Here is a 21,428-nt window from a genome sequence, read left to right as displayed (position 1 = left end):
GCGCTCACAAAAAAATCTTGACATAGGCCAACCGCGGGTAGGAGAATTCGACTCACGTCGTGGAATCGATACCATTCCATGATGGAATGGATTCCACCGGACGCACAAAAAGTGGCCTGGCAAAGTGCATTTGCACAGGCTCCCCATTACCTCTAAAAGCAACACTTTCTTGGAGATTGCCATGCGCAGTTCTATTCGGTTGTGGACCGTATGTCTCTGGGCGATTGCCCTGTTGGCTTCGGGCTCACTGGCGGTGGCGCAGGAATTCCGCGCCACGCTTACCGGACAGGTCACCGATCCGTCCGGAGCGCTCATCAGAAATGCCGAAGTCTCGGCAATAAATGTCGACTCAGGCACGACCTACACCGGCAAGACTACCGATAAGGGCGTTTACTACATCCCCTACGTTCTGCCGGGTACCTACACCGTGACCGCGACAGCCAACGGCTTCAAGACCGCCCAGCAGGACAAGGTTCTGCTCCTGGCTTCGCAGACGTTCAATCAGAATTTCAAGCTGGAAGTGGGTACAGTCTCCGAAAAGGTGGTGGTGAACACGGCTCCTGCCGAGCTCGAGACCGCGAACGGTTCGGGAGGCACGGTTATCGATCAGCGCGAAATTCAGAGCGTCCCGCTGAACGGTGGCTCCGCCTACAACCTGATCGGCACCACGACTGGCAGCCAGTTTACGGTGACGAGCTTTGGTGCTACCGGCAATCACGGTACGACCGGCTGGGATACCTCAAATTCGTACACCATCGGTGGCGGTATTGTTGGCAACAACCAGTTCACGCTGAACGGCGTCAATATCACCAGCCAGTTCACCTATGACAATCACAGCGCCGGTGAGTGGAACGTTTCGCCGAACATGGACAGCATCGAAGAGGTCAACGTGATGACCACCACCTACGATGCACGCTATGGCCGCACCAGCGGCGGCACGGTCAACACCGTGGGTAAGAGCGGCGGAAATCAATTCCACGGCAATGCCCGCTACGCCTACCAGGGCGGCTTCCTGAATGCGAATACCTACCAGAACAACCTGACCGACACGCCCAAGCAGGGTGAGATCCAGAACCAGTTCTGGATTACCGCTGGCGGTCCGGTCATCAAGAACAAGCTCTTTTTCTTCTTCGGCTTCGAGGGTTATCGCCAGTCGTTGTCCGGGACCATTTTGAAGAACGTACCTCCTGCCTATCTGCGTCCCGGCTTTGACGGTGCAACGGGTGTGAACTTCAACAATGTTCAGACTTATGACTCGTCCGAATTTCCGCAGGGAATCGCGATCTTTCAGCCCGGCACGGCGACCTGTCTCGATGGCGGTACAGCTCAGTCCTGCAACAGCAACCACGTGGTGCAGACGCAGTTTGCGAATAACTCGATCCCCGCGGCGCAGATCAACGCGACCTCGCAAGCGATCCTGAACTACATTCCGTTACCGAATATCGGAAGCGCGACGAATCTGGCTAAAGGCGCAAATTACCTGGCCATTACACCGGATGTCTATGACTACAACCAGTCGCAGATCCGCATGGACTACAACCTGAGCGATAAGACCAAGCTCTATAGCTACTTCCTCTATTGGAAGGGCACAGAAAACCGCTCGACCAACGGTCTTACCAATCTGGCAGAAAACGGCAACATCAATCACCTGCGCCAGAACTACGTTGCCTCGCAGGACTTGACGCACGTCTTTTCTCCGACCTTGATTGGCGACTTCAAGATTTCGTTCAACCGTCTCTATGAGGAGTCGCCGGATGGTGATCTGAACACGCAGACAGACCCGAGCACCATCGGACTGTCCATGCCTCTGCCAGGAATCACAGCCGCAAAATATCTGCCGGAGTTTTCGATTAGCGACGGTTTCGGTACCGGCATCCTGAATGGCAGCACAGTGTTTGGCAATCAGCGCAATCCGGATGTGACAAACACCATTGCCTTCGATGTGGACTTCACGAAGACGGCTGGCGCGCATACGTTGGAATTTGGCGGCGAGATCGATGAATTCCAATACGGTGGTTATCCCTACAGTGGCGGCCATCCGAACGGCGATTTCGGTTTCAACGGCGGTTGGACACAGTTGAATCCGCATAACGCCAGCTGCTATCCCATCCTTCCTGATGGTTCAAACATCAATGGTTGCAACCAGAATCAGGCGAATGGCTCGGCGTTGGCGTCGTTCTACCTCGGTTATCCCGGCAGCGGCGGCATCGACTGGATCGGGTCGATTATGGAAGGGTACCCAGTCTATGCGGGATACTTCCAGGACAACTGGCGCGTAAACAGCCGCCTGACCTTGAACCTGGGCATCCGCTATGACGTACAGCGTGGCCTGCGCGAGCGGAACAATGAGCTCAACCGTGGCATGTGCCTGACCTGCGTGAACCCGCTAACCAACGAAGCCTCTTATCAGGCGAACGTTGCAAACGGCTCAAATCAGGCGGCGTGGACCGCGGCGGGAATCTCGCCCTCGTCGCTGACAACGGTATACGGCGGTATTGAGTTTCCCGGTGTGAATGGTCAATCGCGCGACGCGTACAACACGGACTGGACCGATGTAGGGCCGCGTATTGGCTTCGCCTTCGTGGTAGATCCGAAGACGGTCATCCGCGGTGGTTGGGGCCTGATGTATTCCTATGGCCTGGAAGGCGGCTCCAGCATCGGCGAGGCGCAAACAACCAATTTCACCGATTCGCTTGACGGCGGCAATACTCCAACCAACTACTTCCAGACCGGCAATCCATTTTCCTCCGGTCTTTTAGCTCCGACCGGGAATACCCAGGGATTGCTGACGGACGTAGGTAACGGTGGTATCCAGCTCGATTTCCCGGACCGCAAGATCCCGATGGAGCAAATCCTCTCCCTGGGCTTCCAGCGTGAGCTGCCGGGTCAGGTCGTACTGGATGCGCGGTATGCCGGTAACTTTACCAGCCGCTTGCGCACCTCCGGTTCCTTGTGGCTCAATGGCACGCTGACGCGCGCGGAGCAGGAAGCAGCAGAAAAGAACCCCGCACTCTGGAATCAGCAGGTGCCCAATCCTTATTATGGCGTACCTGGCATGAGCGGACCGGGACAGTGCGGTACCTCTACCACGGTTTCAGCACTCGCATTGCTGGAGCCCTATTCGCAATACTGCTCGCCCGGTGGCACAGGACTGGTCGGTCAGTACAACGCACCGCTCGGCCGTAACTGGTATGACGGCCTTGAGGTCAAGCTCAGCCGCCGTGTCACCAACTCTTCAGGCAAGGGTGTAAGTTTCCAGGTGGCATACACTTACTCGAAGACAATGAGCCGTGATGGTTATCTGAACGGCTGGCCGTATCAGGACGCGCAGCAGCAGCATAACTTGGCGGGCACAGACCGTACGCATGTTCTCTCAGTGACGACCGTGTACGACTTGCCTTTCGGTCAGGGAGGCCTGTTCTTCAACCAGCCGAATCCATTTGTTGGACGGATCATTACCGGCTGGACACTGAGCGGCGTTTTCAATGCGCAGAGCGGCACGCCTACCTCGCTGGATCAGGGGCAATGGTATAACTGCCCTGGCGTCAGCTTCCGTCCGAAGAACGGCACCTCGGTTGGCGGTGGTCATTGGTTAAATAACACTGGCGACACCTATCAAACCTGCTGGCAGGGCATCCCGAACTATGGCCTGATGTACCTACCGAGCAATCTTTCGATCGTTCGCAATCCCACCATTCCGAACCTGGATCTTTCATTGCAGAAGAATACGAAGATCTGGAACAACCTCAACCTGCAGCTCCGCCTCGACGCCTTTAACGCGCTGAACTCGGTCCTGTTTGGTGGTCCGGACAACAATCCGGGTGATGGTCCTGCGAACTTCTCGCCGAATTCAGGCTGGAGCGGCTTCGGTACAGTTGGAGCAACCCAGCAGAACTTCCCGAGAATTCTGCAACTCGGGGGTAATATCACCTTCTAACCGGCAGAATCGCTGCAGGCTTCCGCGACAATCATCGCGGGAGCCTGCGGCTTTGCCGTCTGCACGACGCGCCGGGGAGCAATCCCCGGTTTTCGCCTGTTTTCAGGCTTGGAAAATTTTGTAACAGCAACTGGAGAGTATTCATGCGATTCCCGCGTCCGCGTACCGGATCTGCGCTGCTGGCCTTTGCGACTCTGACCCTTGCATCGTTTGCCCAATCAACGGCGAAGCCCGATCTGACCAAAGAGCCGACGCTCTATGCCGTGGGCTATGCGCACCTGGATACGGAATGGCGGTGGGAGTATCCGCAGGTGATCGACCAATATCTGCGGAATACCATGGAAGATAACTTCAAACTCTTCGATAAGTATCCCCATTACATCTTTAACTTCAGCGGCGCCAATCGCTATCGCCTGATGAAGGAGTACTTCCCGCAGGACTTCGACAAGGTCAAGCTCTATGTGAATGAGGGGCGCTGGTTCCCGGCCGGCTCGTCGATGGAAGAAGGCGACGTGAATGCTCCGAGCGCCGAGGCGATCATCCGCCAGATCCTGTATGGCAATGAGTGGTTCCAGAAGGAATTCGGCAAGTCGAGCGAAGAGTATATGCTGCCCGACTGCTTCGGGTTTCCGGCTTCGCTGCCCACGCTGCTCGCACATTCCGGCGTGAAGGCCTTTTCGACACAGAAGCTGACCTGGGGTTCGTCCGCACCCGGCGGCGGTCCAGAGTCGCTCGAGCGCACGCCGGAAGGCACGCCGTTTAATGTAGGCGTCTGGGTTGGTCCAGACGGCAGCACGGTGATGGCGGCGCTGAATCCGGGTGCCTACAGCGGCAGCATTACGACAGACCTCAGCAAGCCATTCGATCCGCAGCCGCAGAGCCCGGCCGAACAGGATCTGGAGAAGCGCATCAGCGCGCTCGAAACGAAGCTCGAACAGGCGCAGAAGGATAAGAAGGACGATCAGGAAGATCTGAAGGAGTACTTCGCGCTGCGCAGCGAACAGCAGGCGCTGGCCGAGTCCCGCGAGCAACGCGATCTGCAGCGTTTCCAGGGTGACTGGGCGGCGCGCGTACTGAACAACGGCAAGGTGACGGGCGTCTTCACGGACTATCACTACTACGGCACCGGTGACATCGGTGGTGCTCCGCACGAGGAGTCGGTCAAGCGTCTGGAAGCGATCATCGACAAGGGCACGGTGGATCTGCCGAACCCCAATGGCTTCTATATGCGCGGGGACAAGCGCGGTGAGGTAGAGACACAGGTGGGCCTTGGCCCGGTGCATGTGATTTCGGCAACCGCCGAGCAGATGTTCAAGGACATCACGCCGCAGGAAGAGGCGCAGTTGCCGCGCTATACCGGCGAAATGGAGCTGACGAACCACTCGGCCGGCTCGCTGACTTCGCAGGCTTATCAGAAGCGGTGGATTCGCAAGGAGGAATTGCTCGCTGGTGCGGCCGAGGAGTCGTCGATTGCGGCGCAGTGGCTGGGCGTGCGTGCATATCCGATGGAGCGGCTGAACAACGCGTGGACGCTGGCCATGGCGGCGCATTTTCACGATCTGGCAGCCGGTACGGCGACGCCGCGCGCCTATAACTTCGCATGGAATGACGATGTGATCGCGATGAACCAGTTCTCGGATGTGCTGAAGAGCGCGACCGAGGGCGTAGCCGCGGCACTGGATACGGACGGCGCCGGTGTCCCGGTCGTTGTATTTAACCAGTTAAATATCGCGCGGCAGGACCTGGTCGAGGCGAAGGTCGAGTTCTCCGGTGGTTTGCCGAAGGAAGTGCATGTCGTCGGTGCAGATGGCAAGGCGTCACCGGCGCAGATCGTGGACGGCAAAGTTGTGTTCGCAGCGAGCGTACCCTCGGTGGGCTACGCGGTGTATCACGTGCTTCCGGGCGCCGTGGCCGCAGAGTCGAAGCTGAGCGTGAGCGAGCACTCGCTTGAAAACACGTATTACAAGGTCACGATCGATGAGAATGGCGATGTCTCGAGCATCTACGACAAGCAGGCAAAGCAGGAGCTGCTGCGTGCGCCGGCACGGCTCTCTCTGAACTATGACAATCCGCAGCAGTGGCCGGCCTGGAACATGGATTGGGATCAGGAACAGGCCAAGCCGCGCGAGTACGTCTCGGGGCCGGCAAAGATTCGCGTGGTAGAAAACGGTCCGGTGCGCGTAGCGGTTGAGGTCACGCGTGAGACGGCCGGTTCGCGCTTCGTGCAGACGATCAGCCTTGCGGCTGGCGATGCAGGCAAGCGTGTTCAGTTCGGCAATGTGATCGACTGGGCTACGCGTGAGCGTAATCTGAAGGCGGAGTTCCCGCTGACAGCCGCGAACGAAATGGCGACGTATAACTGGGATGTAGGCACGATCCAGCGTCCGTCGGCGACGCCGAAGAAGTTTGAAGTGCCGAGCCATCAGTGGGTCGACCTGACCGACATGAGTGGCAAGTTCGGTGCGACCATCCTGACGGACGCGAAGAATGGATCGGACAAGCCGAACGATCACACCATCCGGCTGACGTTGCTGCGTACGCCGGGTGTGGCCGGCGGTTATACCGATGAAGCATCGCAGGATATCGGCCATCATGAATTCACCTATGGCATTGCCGGGCACGCGGATGGCTGGCGCGAAGCGCAGACCGACTGGCAGGGGCAGCAGCTGAATGCACCGCTGATCGGCTTTGAATCTGCAAAGCATGTGGGGACGCTGGGCAAGAGCTTCTCGCTGGTGAAGGTGAGCAGCCCGCGCGTGCGCGTGATGGCAGTGAAGAAGGCGGAGAAGAGCGACGAGGTGGTCATCCGCTTGGTCGAACTCGACGGTAAGCCGCTGGACGATGTAAAGGTGAGCTTCGCCGTGCCGATCGTGGCTGCGCGCGAGGTGAATGGTCAGGAGCAGCCGTTGGGCGATGCGACGGTGAAGGAGGGCGCGCTTGTCACGTCCTTCGGCGCTTACCAGCCGCGTGCTTTTGCGTTGAAGCTCGCGGCGTCGAAGACCACCGTTGCTCCGGTGAAGTCTGAGCCGGTGACACTGCAATATGACACCGCGACGGCTACGAATGACGGCACGACCACGCAGGCCGGTTTCGATGGCAAGGGCGATGCGCTTCCGGCAGAGATGCTGCCCCAGGAGATTGCCTTCAATGGCGTGAACTTCGCACTCGCCGCGGCAAAAACAGGCGCGCCGAATGCGATCACAGCCAAGGGGCAGTCGATCACGTTGCCCGCCGGACACTACAACCGCGTGTACATCCTGGCGGCGTCAGCCGACGGAGATCAGAAGGCTGTGTTTACTGCGGGTGAGAACAAGGCCGAGCTGAACATCGAAGACTGGGGCGGGTTCGTTGGACAGTGGGATGACCGCATCTGGAGCACGAACGACGTAGCGCACGATAACTACGGCGAGATGGTGGGGCTCAAGCCTGGCTTTATCAAGCGCGCGACGCTGGCCTGGTATGCGAGCCATCATCACGACGCGGCGGGCAAGAATGTGCCGTATGCGTATTCCTATCTGTTCGGTTACGGCATCGACCTGCCTGCAGGCGCGAAGACGCTGACGCTGCCGGATAACGACAAGATCCGCATCCTGGCTGTTTCCGTTGCAGAAGAGAACCCAGAGGTGAAGCCGGCACAGCCGCTTTATGATGTGCTGCCTTCCCCCAATGCGGGCGCACCGGACTTCTCGCTGACAGCTCCGGCTAAGACCTCGATCTCACAGGGCCGTTCCGCGAAGAGCAGACTGTTGATCCTGCCGCGGGGCAGCTTCGATGGCGATATCGCCCTTACGGCTTCGGGCCTGCCTGAGGGGGTGACGGCGAGCTTTGAGCCGGCGACGACGAAAGGCAGCAGTGTAATGACATTGACTGCTTCCGCATCAGCTGCTCCTGTCACAGGCACGGTTACAATTACCGCGACCTCCGGAGAGCTTACACACACTACGACGATGGATCTGGAGGTGACTCCGGTGCTGAAAAACACCGTGCCGGTGAATCTCTCTTCTGTCTATAACGTCAAGGGCATTTACAACGACGACACGAAATTCGATCCTTCGGACAGCTTTGATGGTGGCTGCTGTGCTCTCTCCGCTGAGGCACTGGGCAGCGATCCGGTGGGCGCTGGTGTGATCTTCAAGCTTGGCCCCGCGAATGCTCCGGATGCGGTGACGAGCAAGACGGTGACATTGCCGGAGGGACAGTTCGCAAGTCTGAAGGTCCTGGCAACTGGCGTGGAAGGCACGCAGAAGCGCCAGACCTTCACGGTGAACTACACCGATGGAACCTCATCGACCTTTGCACAAAGCCTGAGTGATTGGGCGAGCGATGCGAGCCAGAAGGGTGAGTCTCTTGCAGTTGAGATGCCATACCGCCTGACAGAGGATGGTGGAAAGGATGGCAATCCCTTCCACGTTTTCGCCTATAGCTTTACGCTCGACAGCGGTAAGAAGGTGAAGAGTGTGGCGCTGCCGAATAATCGAAATGTAGTGGTGCTGGCGATAACACTGGTGCCGGGCAAAGAGTAATTCCGCGGGCCGCCGTACTAGTTACGGCGGCCGTTTTTTACTCCTCTCGTGGAAGCGGTTGCGCGATCCGCGCGGGACAATCCAACTGCTTCTTTTCTGTAATCGACAATGTGACAAATATGCGAGGAGTCGCTGCGATGAGCTCTTTCTCCCGATCTTTTGCAGGCGCCAGCCTGTTGGTGATGGCGTCATGGTGTTGCAGCGCGGCGCTGGCGCAGAATGCAAAGACGCCGCTTCAGTATGCGAACGGATTGGTCGGTACCGCGCCGCTCGATCAGCAGAAGCTGATCGGCAATGCGCCGCCTCCGGGCGAGCAGCTTTACTCGGGCTTTACTTCGCCTTCGGCGATGTTGCCGCATAGCTCGACCTGGGTGGGTCCGGTGAACGCGAATCTCGATGTGAATTATCCGGCCGGTGTGCGTGCCGAATATTTCTATCCGAACCGCATGATGTACGGATTCACGACCGGCGATGGCGACAGCCCGATGATCATGCCGGTGGTCGGTACCTTCACGGTGCCGCCGGAGCGTAGTGCTTCGGTCTACGACAAGGCGAGGGAGAAGTCTTCGCCGGGCTACTACAGCGTCTATCTCGATGACTTTCATACGCTGGCGGAGATGACGGCGACAACGTGGACAAGCCTCTTCCGCTTCACCTTTCCGGAGAGCGACCAGTCGCATGTGCTGCTCGATCTCGGTCGTTGGGGCGGAGACATCGAGGTACTGGACGATCATACGGTGCGTGGCAAGTCGCGCGGCGGGCGTTATTTCATCGCAGAGTTCTCGAAGCCATTCACGAAGTTTGGCGTCTTCAAGCAGCATCCGGCTGAGGGACCGAACGATTACTCGATGATTGGCTGGGATGAGGTGAATCCCGATGAAAAGACCATCAGCGGTAACTTTGCCGGCGCTTATGTACAGTTTGCGACGACGACGAACGAGCAGGTGCTGGTGAAGATCGGCACGGGCGTGAGCTATGAAAAGGCCGAGTCCCAGTTAAGTGCAGAAGATCCGGGCTGGGATTTCGACCGCATGCATCGTGCAGCGGAAGAAGCATGGGCGCCGAAGTTAAATGCCATCGAGGTAAAGGGCGGTACGGAAAAAGAGCGGATGCTTTTCTACTCTTGCCTCTATCACTCCTACGCAAGCCCGCGTCTTGAAGCAAAGAAGGGTGATGAGTTCATCGTGCGGCGTGGTCCCGACCGCGGCAAGGTGGATAAGGTAGCGTACGACCGTTACAGCGAGGTGCCTTTCTGGGATACGGGACGCAACCAGATTGTGCTGCTGACGCTCCTCGAGCCGCAGATGAAGCTCGATGTGCTGCAGTCGGAGCTGGATCGCGCAAAGGAACGTGGCTATATGGCGACGTCCTTCCATGGCGACAACGCAGTCTTCATGTATCTGGGAGACTGGGAGCGTGGGCTCAAGTTCGATTACGCAAGCGTGTATGAGTATCTGCGTAAAAATGCGATGGACCCGAAGGGGCCGCGCGGACATCTGGAACCATATCTCCAGCAGGGATGGATTCCGGATGTGATTCCTCCGGGGAATCCGAGCCCGCCGTACGCGGACGGCAATGCCGGCGCGGCCACCACGCTCGAGTACGCGTGGGACGACTATGCGATGGCAATGTATGCGAAAAAGCTGGGCAAGGAAGATGACTACCAGATGTTCCTGAAGCGCGCTCATAACTATGAGAATGTCTTCGATCCATCGGTAGGCTTTATGCGCGGCCGCACTGCCGACGGCAAATTCATCTCGCCCTTCGATCCGAAGGAGCCGTACTACAACTTCATGATGAAGGAAGGCTCCGGCTGGTCGACGCTGTGGCTGGTGCCGCATGATGTGCAGGGGCTTGAAAACCTGCTCGGCGGGCGTGAGAAGTTCGATGCCAAGCTGGACGAGTTCTTCTCGACGCCATACACGGCGAAGGGCATCTGCCGCGACTGCACCGGAGTGATCGGACAGTATGTGCAGGGCAACCAGCCTGACCAGCAGGCCGCGTACTACTACGACTGGGGCGGCCAGCCGTGGAAGACGCAGAAGCTGGCGCGCGAGATCCTGGCATGGATGTACGGCAGTGACAAGACCAGCTATGCCTTCCCGGGCATGGATGATCAGGGCTCGACGGCCTCATGGTACGTGATGAGCGCGCTCGGCTTTTATCCGGTTGATCCCTCGAGCCCGAACTACATCATGGGCAGTCCCATCTTCGACGAGGCGACCATTCATATGGGCAATGGGCATGACTTCACCGTGATTGCAAAGAACAACTCGGCGAAGAACATGTATATCCAGTCTGCGACGCTCAACGGGAAGCCGTGGAATAAGCCATGGTTCAGCCACGCGGATATCGAGAACGGTGCGAAACTTGTGTTGACAATGGGACCGGCACCGAACGAGAAGTGGGGCAGCGCACCGGAAGATGCGCCGCCTTCGATGTCGCAGCGCTAACCGCGCGGCATTTCGCCTTCGGCATATGCTCCCGTTGGTCGCGAGCAGAGAGCCGGAGCAAGATTGAGAAAGGAAGATTGATTTACATGTTCAGAACTCTCTTTCGCAGCGTCGCCGTCCTTGGCGCCGCTGCGTTTCTTTTGGGTGCGGGGCATAAGGCTGTAGCGCAGGACAATGCTGCTTCGCCACGCGAGCGGGTGCAGCTTGCCACGAAATCGCTGCAAAGCTGGTACGACGAATCGACGGGCCTTTATAAGACAACAGGCTGGTGGAACTCGGCGAATGCGATCACCACGCTGACAGATGAAGCGAAGATCCAGCACACGCATGAATTCGATCCGGTGTTTGAGAACACCTTCACCGCGGGACAAAAGAAGTTCAATGGCTTCATCAATGACTATTACGACGACGAAGGCTGGTGGGCGCTGGGATGGATCGGCGCATACGATGTGACCCATCGCCCGGCGTACCTGGCGATGGCTGAGTCGATCTTCAAAGACATGAGCGGCGGCTGGAGCGACACCTGCGGCGGCGGTATCTGGTGGAGCAAGGAACGCAAGTACAAGAATGCGATCGCCAATGAGCTCTATCTATCGGTTGCGGCGCATCTGGCCACCCGTGCGAAGAGCAAAGCGGAGCGGAAGCAGTATCTCGAAACAGCAGAGCGCGAGTGGAAGTGGTTCGCGGGCTCGGGAATGATCAATGGCGACGGGCTGATCAATGACGGTCTCAACGCAAAGTGCGAGAACAATCACGAGACAACATGGACCTATAACCAGGGTGTGGTGATCGGCGGTCTCGCGGAGATGAGCCGGAAAGATCATGATGCGGCACTGATCCCCGAGGCGCAGAAAATTGCCGCCGCGGCGATGGCCTCGCCTGTGCTGGTGAAGGACGGCGTGCTGCATGATCCATGTGAGCCGAAGTGTGGTGGCGACGGATCGCAGTTCAAGGGCATCTTCGTACGCAACCTCCGCGAGCTGAACCAGCGCTCAAAAGTGACGGGGTATGTGGTCTTTGTGAGGAAAAATGCGGACAGCATCTGGGCCGGCGCGAAGGCTCCGGAGTATCACCTGGGCGTGGTTTGGGCTGAGCCCTATGGCGATGCCGACGCAAGCTCGCAGAGCTCGGCTCTGGATGCGCTGGTGGCCGCGGAGGCGAAATCCAGATAGTACGCCTCCATCAAACGATGGATTGCGCGGTGCGAAATTGGGATGGTTGAATGGTCGAACCGATGCCTGTCCACAATTTTCTCCCGCTGGGAGTTCTCTGTTTTTTATGGGCTTTTTCTTTGCACGCTTCTGCGGCGCTGAGCGTAGACTTGGCGCCCGCTCGCTGCGGGAGCAATGCCGGCCAGCGCTGCGTGGCGAGTGCAGTACACGGCGAGGTCTCTGACCCGACTGGTGCGGTGCTGGCCGGAGCGCTGGTAACGGTCCGGCGCATAGACAGCGGCAGGGTCTGGAGCGTTCTCACGGATGCGAGCGGTCATTACACGCTGGCCGGGCTGGACCCTGGGCGATATGCGCTCGATGTGCGCCAGGCCGGCTTCACGGAACTGGTGCGCACAGTGATGCTTGGGGCAGGGGAGACGGCGGAGGAGCCGCTACGGCTGAATCTGGCTTCCGTCGTCGAGCAGGTGAATGTGATCAGCGGACCTGCAAGCGACGGCATGAGCGCGCGACAGATGCGCGAGGGCTCGGCGCGTGACCTGGGCGAAGCAGCGACGGCGATTGCCGGAGTGCAGAGGGCGCGCAAGGCGGCCATCGCGAACGACATCGCGATTCGCGGGCTCTTCCACAACAACATCGCAACCACGATCGACGGCACACGGCTCTACGGGGCATGTACGTTTCAGATGGACCCGGCCGAGTATCACGTCGATCTGGCCGAGGTGGATCATGTGGACGTGGTGAAGGGGCCGTTCGATGTCACCACGCAGGGAGAACTGGGCGGTTTTGTGAAGATCGTCACCAGGACGCCGGATGCGCAGGGCTTCCTGCTGCACAGCAATGTGTCGACGGGTTCGTATGGATACTACAACCCTTCGGTGACGGCAGAGCTGGGCGGCAAGGATACGGATTGGCTGGCGGGCTACTCCTACCGTACCTCTCAGTTCTACAAAGATGGTGACGGAAGCCTGGTGAGCGAGCTGGGCGGATATCGCGATGGGTATGCCGATCTTCAGGCCTTTCGCACACAGAGCGCCTGGAGTAAGCTGGCCTTTCATCCGGCTGCGAATCAGCATGGCGAGATCAGCTACACGCGCCAGCAGAGCGGCGATTTGCTCTACCCCTACCTGACGATGGACGGTGTTTACGACGATGCGGATCGATTTGCCGCACGTTATGACTACTTCCGCAGCCAGGGATGGCTGCGAGGCCTGCATGGGCTGGCGTATGCGGACAAGGCGAATCATCTGATGGACGATCACTTGCGTGAGAGCGCTGGAACCATGCCGTTCTCGATGAGCGAGCATGTGGTTTCGTTCACCGATGGCGCGCGGATGGATGCGGACCTTGCGCAGGGGTTCACCGCAGGATATGAGTTCTATCACCGGTACTGGAATTCCAATGGCGTTATGAGGATGAGCTCCATGGGTATGACGATGCCCACCGATGAGGTCGAGCTGCCGGGAGTCACAGAGGACGTAAACGGCGCCTATGTGGCCTATCGGCATGCCTTCGGCACGCGATGGCTGCTGACCTCAGGAGCTCGCTTTGATCACGACTTTACGAATGCCTCGGCAGCGGATGCTGCTTCGTTTGAGACCTATTACGGTGCAGTGGCACTCACCGCGCACGACGCAGGCGCCTCGGGCAATGCAATGGTTTCGTGGCAGGCTACGCCGGATGTGGCAGTGTTTACCGGCGTGGGCAGCAATATCCGCTTTCCCGATCCGCAGGAGCGCTTCTACGCCAGCAGCTTCTCGATGAGCATGTCGATGGAGGACGCATGGGTCGGCAATCCCTTGCTGCGGCATCCGCGCGATACGGAGTTCGACCTTGGCGTGCGGACGAAGACGCGGCGCTTTGCTTTTACCCCGCAGGTGTTTTTCAGCAAGCTGGATAACGATGTTACGCTGCACGTCGCTATGCCGCAGCAGATGGATATGAGCACGATGTCGTCCATGAATGCGGAGACTTACGGAAATGTGCAGGCTTATCTTTGGGGAGCGGAGGCGAACGGAAGTGCACCGCTGGGGACGAACCTGATGCTGAATGGTTCGTACACCGTGACACGCGGAACAAAGGTCCCGCAGCCCGATAACCATATCGAGAGCAGCAATTTGTTCCAGGTGCCGCCGGTGCGGGCCACGCTGAATCTCACATACGAACGCAAGGGATGGTATGCAGAGGCGGGCGCAGAGGTGACCGGACGGCAGGATCACGTCGATACGGATGAGAACGAGCAGACAACAGCAGGCTTTTCGGTCTTTCACCTGAAGGGCGGATATCACGGACGGAGTTTCGATGCGGAGGCGGGTGTGAACAATCTGCTGTCGCGGGAATATTCGGAGTTTCTCTCCTACGCGCGCGATCCGTTGACGAATGGAGTCAGGCTGCCGGAGCCGGGTAGAAATTTCTTCGTGAATGTGGCGTATCGGTTTCATCGCGGGGAGTGATCTCGGCTCGCTTGCAGATGCAAAACGAGAGAGGCGTGGCCATCGGCCACGCCTCTCTCGTTTGTGTTGCGGTTGGGGTGAAGTTAGAAGCCCAGCTTGAGGGCGAACTGCAGGATACGGGGATTATTTTGCTGGGTGAGCGAAACCGTACCGTAGCCGGTGTAGCCGCCGGTTGCAGCATCGGCCTTCGGAGCGCCGTCGGACGGGTTGTCGTCCGGAGCAGGGAAGAGTACCGAGTTGGTGAGGTTGAAGGCGTCGGCGCGGAAGGTCAGCTTGTAGCCTTCCTTGATCGTGAACGACTTCTGCAAGGTTGCGTCGAGGTTGGGCGCAGTTGGCGCGCGTACCTCTGCGGTACGGCTGTTCAGGGTCTTGAGCGCGTAGGTGGGGATGGAGTCATAGCAGCCAAGGCTCGCGCCCGAGCTGTAGCTGTTGTACAGGTAGCTCTTCAGCGAGGTGCCGCCTTCCGGACGGAAGCTGTGGTTGCACTCGTAGTAGTAGCTGTTGTCGAGCGAGACGGGGAAGCCGCCCTGGGCTGTGAGGATGGAGCTGAGCTGCCAGCCGCCGATGAGCTCGTTGACCAAGTTATTCACGCCGCTGAACAGGCGCTGTCCCTGGCCGAAGGGCAGGTGCAGCTGCGAGGTGAAGGCAAACGTGTTGGTGCGGTCGTCCGGTCCGATCTGGTAGCGGAGCGTCGTATCTTGGTAGGGGTAGGAGTTGGTGAAGCTGCTGGCCGTCATGGTCTTCGACCAGGTGTAAGCCAGCTGGAAGGCGAGCTGCTCAGGACCACCCATGCGCTTATCGAGTTTCACCTCGAGAGCGCTGTAGTTGTTGCGTCCGAGCGGCGCAGCATCCCATGCCACTTCACCGAACTCGGAGTAGGGCTGCATCAGGGTGAGAGCCTCGATGGTGGAGGCGGAGCCGATGGTGGAGGTGGAAGGCAGAACTCCGTAGTAGGGGTTCACGACCCGCTGGTCGAAGTAGTTGGGGTTGGCGATAGCGGTCTTCAGCTGGGAGGCGTTTACCGCGTTCAGGACGGTCGAGACGCGGACGTTCGAGGCGTAATCGCCGGCGTAGCGCACGTCCAGGGTCATCTGGTCAGGCAGCGCGCGCTGGAAGCCGAGCGAGGCCATGTGCGAGTAGGGGATGCGACGCTGTGGAAAGTCCATCGAAATCGTGTTGCCGATATCGGTCTGGTCTCCGCCCGAAGCGCCGGCCGGAGCCTGTGCGCCGCTGGGGAAGGGCGTGCCGGCAGCGAAGTAGCCCGAGGAGGTGAGGCCGCCGTTGTTCGAGGCATCATAGCTGGTGGTTTCGTCGAAGCCGGTGTAGGTGCCGTTTTCGAGGCCGAAGGCCCACATCATGCCGTAGCCGCCACGGATAACGGTGAGCGGATCGAGCTGCCAGGCGAAGCCGAAACGCGGAGCGAAGTTGTTCCACTGCGTGTTGTAGGCTCGTGCCTGCTGGCCATTGGCGCCTGCAAACAGGATGCCGCCGTTGACGGACTCAAGGCTGGTGGTATTGATGTTGGCTGCGCTGAGGGCCGAGGCATCGGCTGCCAGGTTGGACTGGTAGGTGGAGTTGCTGCTGACCGAGTTGACGCAGGTGGTGCAGAAGCCGCGATTGATGCCGTTGCCGCGAGCCTCGGCGCCGTACTGAACGTCGTAGCGGATGCCGATGTTCAGGGTCAGGTTCTTGCGAATGCGCCAGTCGTCCTGCGCATAGGCGTCCCATGCCGGGTAGGAGGTGAAGGTCTGCGGATTCCACTGCACGCCGCCGCTGACCGGGTCACCCAGCAGCATGTCCGCGATATCGAAGCCGTCGGTGCTGCGAGCGGATTCGGTCGGGTTCTTCTCGGTGTAGGTGGTGCCGAACTCGAATTCGCCGTTGGCGTAGCCGGCCTGACCGGGGGTGCCGTGGTCGAAATGGTGGACGTCGCCGCCGAAGTGGAAGGCATGCTGTCCCCACATCTTCGTCAAATCGACCGCCAGACCTACGTCGTCATAGGTGCCGGAGGTGAGCACGTTGCCCACGACCTGCGGATAATACTGCGAAGTAGTGAATTCCGGCAGGTCCTTCATCGAAGTGGTGGGGATCGATGGCATGGTCAGGCCGATGGTGCTCGGTGCCTGTGCCTGAGAAAATTCACCATTGGGGGAAGACAGGAAGTAGCGCGAAAAGGAGCCCTTGACGTCCAGGAGCGTGCTCGGCGATATCGTCCAGGTAAAATCCTGTGCCGCGGTGTACTGGTCATGGATGGCATTGATGCTGCCGTACTCGGCAATACCGGTGAATCCGTTATCGTTCTGGTATTGGGTGCCGTGCTGCATGGTGAACAGCGAATACCAGCGCATGCTCGGCGAGGTGTTGTAGTCGACGCGGACCATCTCCTGGTTCCAGTTCGTCAGCTCGGGCGTGTTGGCCAGGTAGTTGTTCTGGTCGTTGGTGGTGTTGATATTCGGCTTGGGATAGAGGTTCAGGACCGCGGCGCCGATGGCGTTGATGCGCGAAGCCGGGATGACATTATTCGTAAATGCGGTACGGGTGTAGGCGTCGCCGGTGCAGTTGCCCAGGGTGCCGCCGGATACGGTACAGGCGGTAGTCGCCGGGTCATAGATGGTGTAGCCGGTGCCGGAGAAGTCGGCGTCGCCGCCGTTGGTGGGGCGCATGGCCGCCGTCGGTACGCTGGTCAGCAATGTGTCGGGCAGATCCTGGCGATAGCCTTCGTAGCTGCCGAAGAAGAAGACCTTGTCCTTGAGGATAGGACCGCCGATGGTGCCGCCGAACTGGTTCTGGTGCGTCGCCTCGCGCTTGGTGCCGGTCTCGTTGTTGGTGAAGCTGTTGGCGTTGAAAATGGTGTTTTCGAAGTATTCGTAGATGTTGCCGTGGAAGCGGTTGGTGCCGTTCTTGACGACCATGTCGATGGTGCCGTTGCCGGTGCGGCCGTAACGGGCATCGTAGGTATTCGTCATGACGCTGACTTCCTGGAGTGCGTCGACGTTCGGAGAGAACTCCCACTCGCCGGCGCCACCGGTGCTCTGCGCGGTGATGTTGGTGCCGTTCAGGGTGAACTGCTGGTAGCCGCCAATACCACCGCCGACGACGTAAGCATTGGTTACCGCATAGCTGTTGGCCGTGGAGCCCGCGACGTTGGTGGTGGTGGACATGCTGCTGGGCGTGGTGCCGAGCAGCGAATAGATTTCGCGTCCCTGCAGGGGAGCGCTCTCGATCTCCTGCTGGGTGAGAACGGTGCTGCCCGAGCCGCTGGCGGTGTTGAGCAGCGGCGGCGCGTCCGTGACGGTGACGCTCTGTGAGACCGAGCCGACGTGCAGGGTGATATTTACGCCGCGGTATTCGCTGGCCTGGAGCAGGACGTTGGTCTGCACCTGGGTGTCGAAGCCCGGGGCGCTGACCTTGATGGTGTAGTTGCCGGGGATGACGTAGGGGATGTAGTAGGTTCCCTGCTTGTTCGTCTCGGACTTATAGGTCTGCTGGGTGGCGTTGTTGATGGCGAGCACGTCGGCCTTGGCCATGACGGCGCCCGACTCATCGGTAACAACGCCGGTGAGCGTAGCGCGGAACTCCTGTGCGCGGAGCGTATGGCTAAAGCTGAAGATCAGCAAAAGCATCAGGCTGGAGACGAGGGCGCGCCCGGTCCTCAGCTGAAGCGGAAGGTTTCGCATGTTCTTTCCTCGATGACGGAATAGGTTGAGAGGCCGTGTGCGCGCCTCAGGCTGCGGCGGCTGGGGGAGGCCGCTGCGGGACGCGCTGATTTAGCAGTAGCAAGGACGGTTGCCGAACCGTGGTGAAATCACTGGCCGCAACATGTGTTGCAACAACCTTTGACACGCATGTACATAGCTGAAAACATGGGTTTTAGCTGCGCATGTCGGACGGCTCGTTCATCACAATTTCATGCGTACCGCTTAATGTGAGAATGGATAGAGGTATGGCGAAGTTGGGAGCAGAACTGGGGCAGCCCATAACCCAGGCGAGTGATCTGGCCGCGGATGAACGCTGGCAGCTCGTGCAACGGGTTGCGGCCTCGCCGACCTTTGCCCGTTCTTCGCGGCTTCCCGACCTGCTGCTGTATCTCTGCGAGCGAAGCCTGCAGGGGCAGGAGCTGCTGCTGACTGAGCAGCGCATCGCAGCCGAGGTCTTTGAGCGAACGCGTAGTTTCGATCCCACGGCAGACACGATCGTGCGCTCGCACATGCTGCGCCTGCGGCAGAAGCTCGAAGCGTATTTCAAGGAAGAAGGCGCGAAAGAGCCGCTGCGGATACTCATTCCGCGCGGCGGTTACGTTCCGACCTTTGCGCCTGTGGGAGTGCCGGTCGCTGCTGCAGCTGCAGCGTCACCGGTTGTTGAGCCGGTTTCTGCCGAAACAGGAAAGATCGCGCAGCTTGAGACAAGTCGGCGAAGGATGAGAGCGGCGACAGCGGTGCTGCTCGTGATCTGTCTCGGGCTGTTGGCGACGCTTCTGGTGGGCTCAGGGCGGGAGCGGTTTGCCGAGATTTCACCGGCGCAGCGCGGACGCGCGGCGCTGTGGTCGAGCATGTTTCCCGGGCCCTCTCCGACGCTGCTGATCGCCGCCGACAGCGGATTGGTGTTGCTGCATGGGCTCACCGGAAAGAACAGCACGCTCGGCGAATACATGGCGCGGAACTTCGACCGCGAATTGGCTGGAACGAACCTTCCGCGCAATACCGTGCTCGATATCGCCGGCCGCCGCTACACCTCATTCGTGGATCTGGAGCTCTTCGACCGGCTGACTCATCTGCCTCAGGCCCGGACCGGACGCTACAGCATCCGCTATGCGCGAGATGTGCACGCGAATGACCTGAAGAGCGCGAACGTCGTTCTATCCGGCTCGCAGGATGCCAATCCGTGGATCGAGCTCTTCGAGCCGCAGATGAATTTCGTGCTGCACGACGATCTGGAGAAGGGTGAGCGGGGATTTCTCGATCGCGCGCCGCAAAATGGCGAGCCAGCGTACTACCGCTCCATGCAGTATGAGTACGGCGTGCTGGCCTACTTGCCGAACCTGAGCGGCAGTGGACATGCGCTGCTGATTGAGGGCACCTCCGTCGCAGGCACAGAGGCGATCAGCGATTTTCTCTTCGAGGACAGCGACTTCGAGCCCTTCCTCGAAAAGATCATGCGCAAGGATGGCAGGCTGCCGCATTTCGAGATCCTGTTGCGCTCGCGCAACCTCGATGGCAGCGCCGCGCACTCGGAGATTGTGGCCTACCGGACCTATTGACCGCGGATATTTTTTATAGCGGTGTAACCGTGACAGCTCATCACAGACTCTAGTCTGGATAGACTGCAATGGCTCAGGCTGCGTCTAAAGTATCGAGACGCGCGTATCCTGCATGGAGGCAGCGTGCTGTGGCGCGTGCCTCTGCCTTGTGGCCGATATCCCAACCTGAAGGTTCTGCATTGAAGAGATTGTCCGCCCTGTTCTGCGCTCTGCTGCTGGCGAGCCTGCCCCAAGCCGTGCCTGCGTTTGCTCAAACTGCTGCCGCCGATCGTGCTCCCGTTGTGATCCTGGTGACGATCGATGGATTTCCTGCGCGGGCACTGAAGGACCCGCGGCTGCCGATGCCGGCACTGCGTGCGCTCGCTGCTTCCGGTGCGGTTGCCGAGGGCATGATGCCGATCAACCCCACGGTGACCTGGCCGAATCACACCGCGCTGATCACCGGCGTGAATGCGAGCGGTCATCATGTGCTGGCAAACGGGCACATCGTGGTGCCGGAAGATGGCGGCGATCCCGAAGTGAAGCCATGGGTGGATAAGGACCAGCTGGTGGATGCGCGCACGCTCTACGAAGCCGCAACCGAAAAGGGCCTGACCACGGCGCAGGTGGACTGGGTGGCGATCTACGGCGCAAAGGGTGTGACATGGAAGTTCGACGAGGCGCCAAAACTCGATGACACCATCTCGAAGGAGCTGATGGCGCAAGGACTGGTGACGGCCGATCAGCTCGAGCACTTCGGCGATGACAGCAGCGCCGCGTGGCGCGATGAAATCTGGACCGACGCGGCGGTCGATATCATCGAAAAGCATCGCTCCAATCTGCTGCTCTTTCATCTGCTCCAGACCGACACGCTGCAGCATGAGTATGGAGCGATGTCGTCTGCCGGTTATGAAGCCTATGCCAATGCCGACCACTGCCTGGCGCGTGTCGTCGAAGCAGTAAAGAAGGCGGGCATCGCCGATCGCACGACGTTTGTGATCGCCTCCGATCACGGTTTCGCCAGCTACACGAAGACCATTCACGTAGCGAATGTGCTGGTGGAGGCAGGCGTAGCCCAGGGCAGCGGCAGGCAGAGCACTGGTGTGGCGCAACTGATGCCGGAGGGTGGCGCGGCTTTTATTTACATCCGCGACAAGGCGAAGCGCGCGCAACTCGAGGCCGAGCTGAAGCCGAAGCTCGCAGCACTTGAGGGCGTGGCCGGCGTCTATACGAATGAAGAGGCGCGTGCAATCGGCATTCCGTCGGATGCAGTGACGGACCAGGCACCGCAGCTCTATCTGGTAGCGAAGCTCGGTTATGCTTTTGGCGACGGTGTAGCGCCGACGGCGATCACGGCGAATCCGGAGCGCGGGGCGCATGGCTACCTGAACTCGATGCCGGAGATGCAGGCGCTGTTCGTGGCATCAGGTGTCGCGGTGAAGCCGGGCGTCAAGCTGCCGGATTTTCCAAATCTGCGCGTGGAACCGACGATTGCGCAGATTCTCGGCGTCTCGATGCCGAAGAACGAGCCGCCGCTCACGGAAATTTTGAAGTAATGGCGCGAAACTATATCGGAAACGGGAAGAAAAAGCCGGAGTCAGGAAGGTATCCGGTTTTTTCGTCCTCAGTTGTTAGAGAATAATAAAGAAGAATACTA

Annotated in this window: 8 protein-coding genes; 7 read left to right on the top strand and 1 reads right to left on the bottom strand. The window is 59.3% G+C overall.

The genetic code is table 11. The annotated features are described in order from the left end of the window. Positions 1–181: 181 nt before the first annotated feature. From ESZ00_RS19280 to ESZ00_RS19260, 5 genes are all read left to right on the top strand, one after another. A complete protein-coding gene (locus ESZ00_RS19280; RefSeq protein WP_129210025.1) occupies positions 182–3,937 on the top strand; it encodes a TonB-dependent receptor in 3,756 nt (1,251 codons plus the stop codon). Positions 3,938–4,080: 143 nt separating this feature from the next. Next, positions 4,081–8,460 (top strand): glycoside hydrolase family 38 N-terminal domain-containing protein, encoded by a 4,380-nt coding sequence (locus ESZ00_RS19275; protein WP_129210024.1) that lies wholly within the window; start codon positions 4,081–4,083, stop codon positions 8,458–8,460. Between the two features lie 137 nt (positions 8,461–8,597). Next, a complete protein-coding gene (locus ESZ00_RS19270) occupies positions 8,598–10,913 on the top strand; it encodes a GH92 family glycosyl hydrolase (RefSeq protein WP_129210023.1) in 2,316 nt (771 codons plus the stop codon). 86 nt (positions 10,914–10,999) lie between these two features. Further along, positions 11,000–12,085, top strand: coding sequence for a glycoside hydrolase family 76 protein (locus tag ESZ00_RS19265; protein WP_129210022.1), 1,086 nt, complete (start codon positions 11,000–11,002; stop codon positions 12,083–12,085). Positions 12,086–12,234: 149 nt separating this feature from the next. Continuing rightward, the gene (locus ESZ00_RS19260) at positions 12,235–14,535 is read left to right on the top strand and encodes a TonB-dependent receptor (RefSeq protein WP_164981631.1); all 2,301 of its coding nucleotides are present in this window, start codon (positions 12,235–12,237) and stop codon (positions 14,533–14,535) included. Between the two features lie 83 nt (positions 14,536–14,618). Here the strand turns inward: ESZ00_RS19260 and ESZ00_RS19255 are convergent, their stop codons facing one another. Beyond that, a complete protein-coding gene (locus tag ESZ00_RS19255) occupies positions 14,619–18,212 on the bottom strand; it encodes a TonB-dependent receptor (protein ID WP_129210020.1) in 3,594 nt (1,197 codons plus the stop codon). 266 nt (positions 18,213–18,478) lie between these two features. Between ESZ00_RS19255 and ESZ00_RS19250 the strand changes: the two genes are divergently transcribed. Both ESZ00_RS19250 and ESZ00_RS19245 read left to right on the top strand, forming a co-directional pair. Next, complete coding sequence (locus tag ESZ00_RS19250; RefSeq protein WP_129210019.1) at positions 18,479–19,792, top strand: helix-turn-helix domain-containing protein; 1,314 nt, start codon at positions 18,479–18,481, stop codon at positions 19,790–19,792. 188 nt (positions 19,793–19,980) lie between these two features. Continuing rightward, on the top strand, positions 19,981–21,327 hold the full coding sequence (locus tag ESZ00_RS19245) for an alkaline phosphatase family protein (RefSeq protein WP_229741126.1): 1,347 nt from the start codon (positions 19,981–19,983) through the stop codon (positions 21,325–21,327). The last annotated feature ends 101 nt before the right edge of the window (positions 21,328–21,428 follow it).

Source organism: Silvibacterium dinghuense (assembly GCF_004123295.1).
Lineage (GTDB): Bacteria > Acidobacteriota > Terriglobia > Terriglobales > Acidobacteriaceae > Silvibacterium > Silvibacterium dinghuense.
Note: the sequence above shows the minus strand (reverse complement) of the source record. Positions and strands in the feature narration are given on the sequence as shown.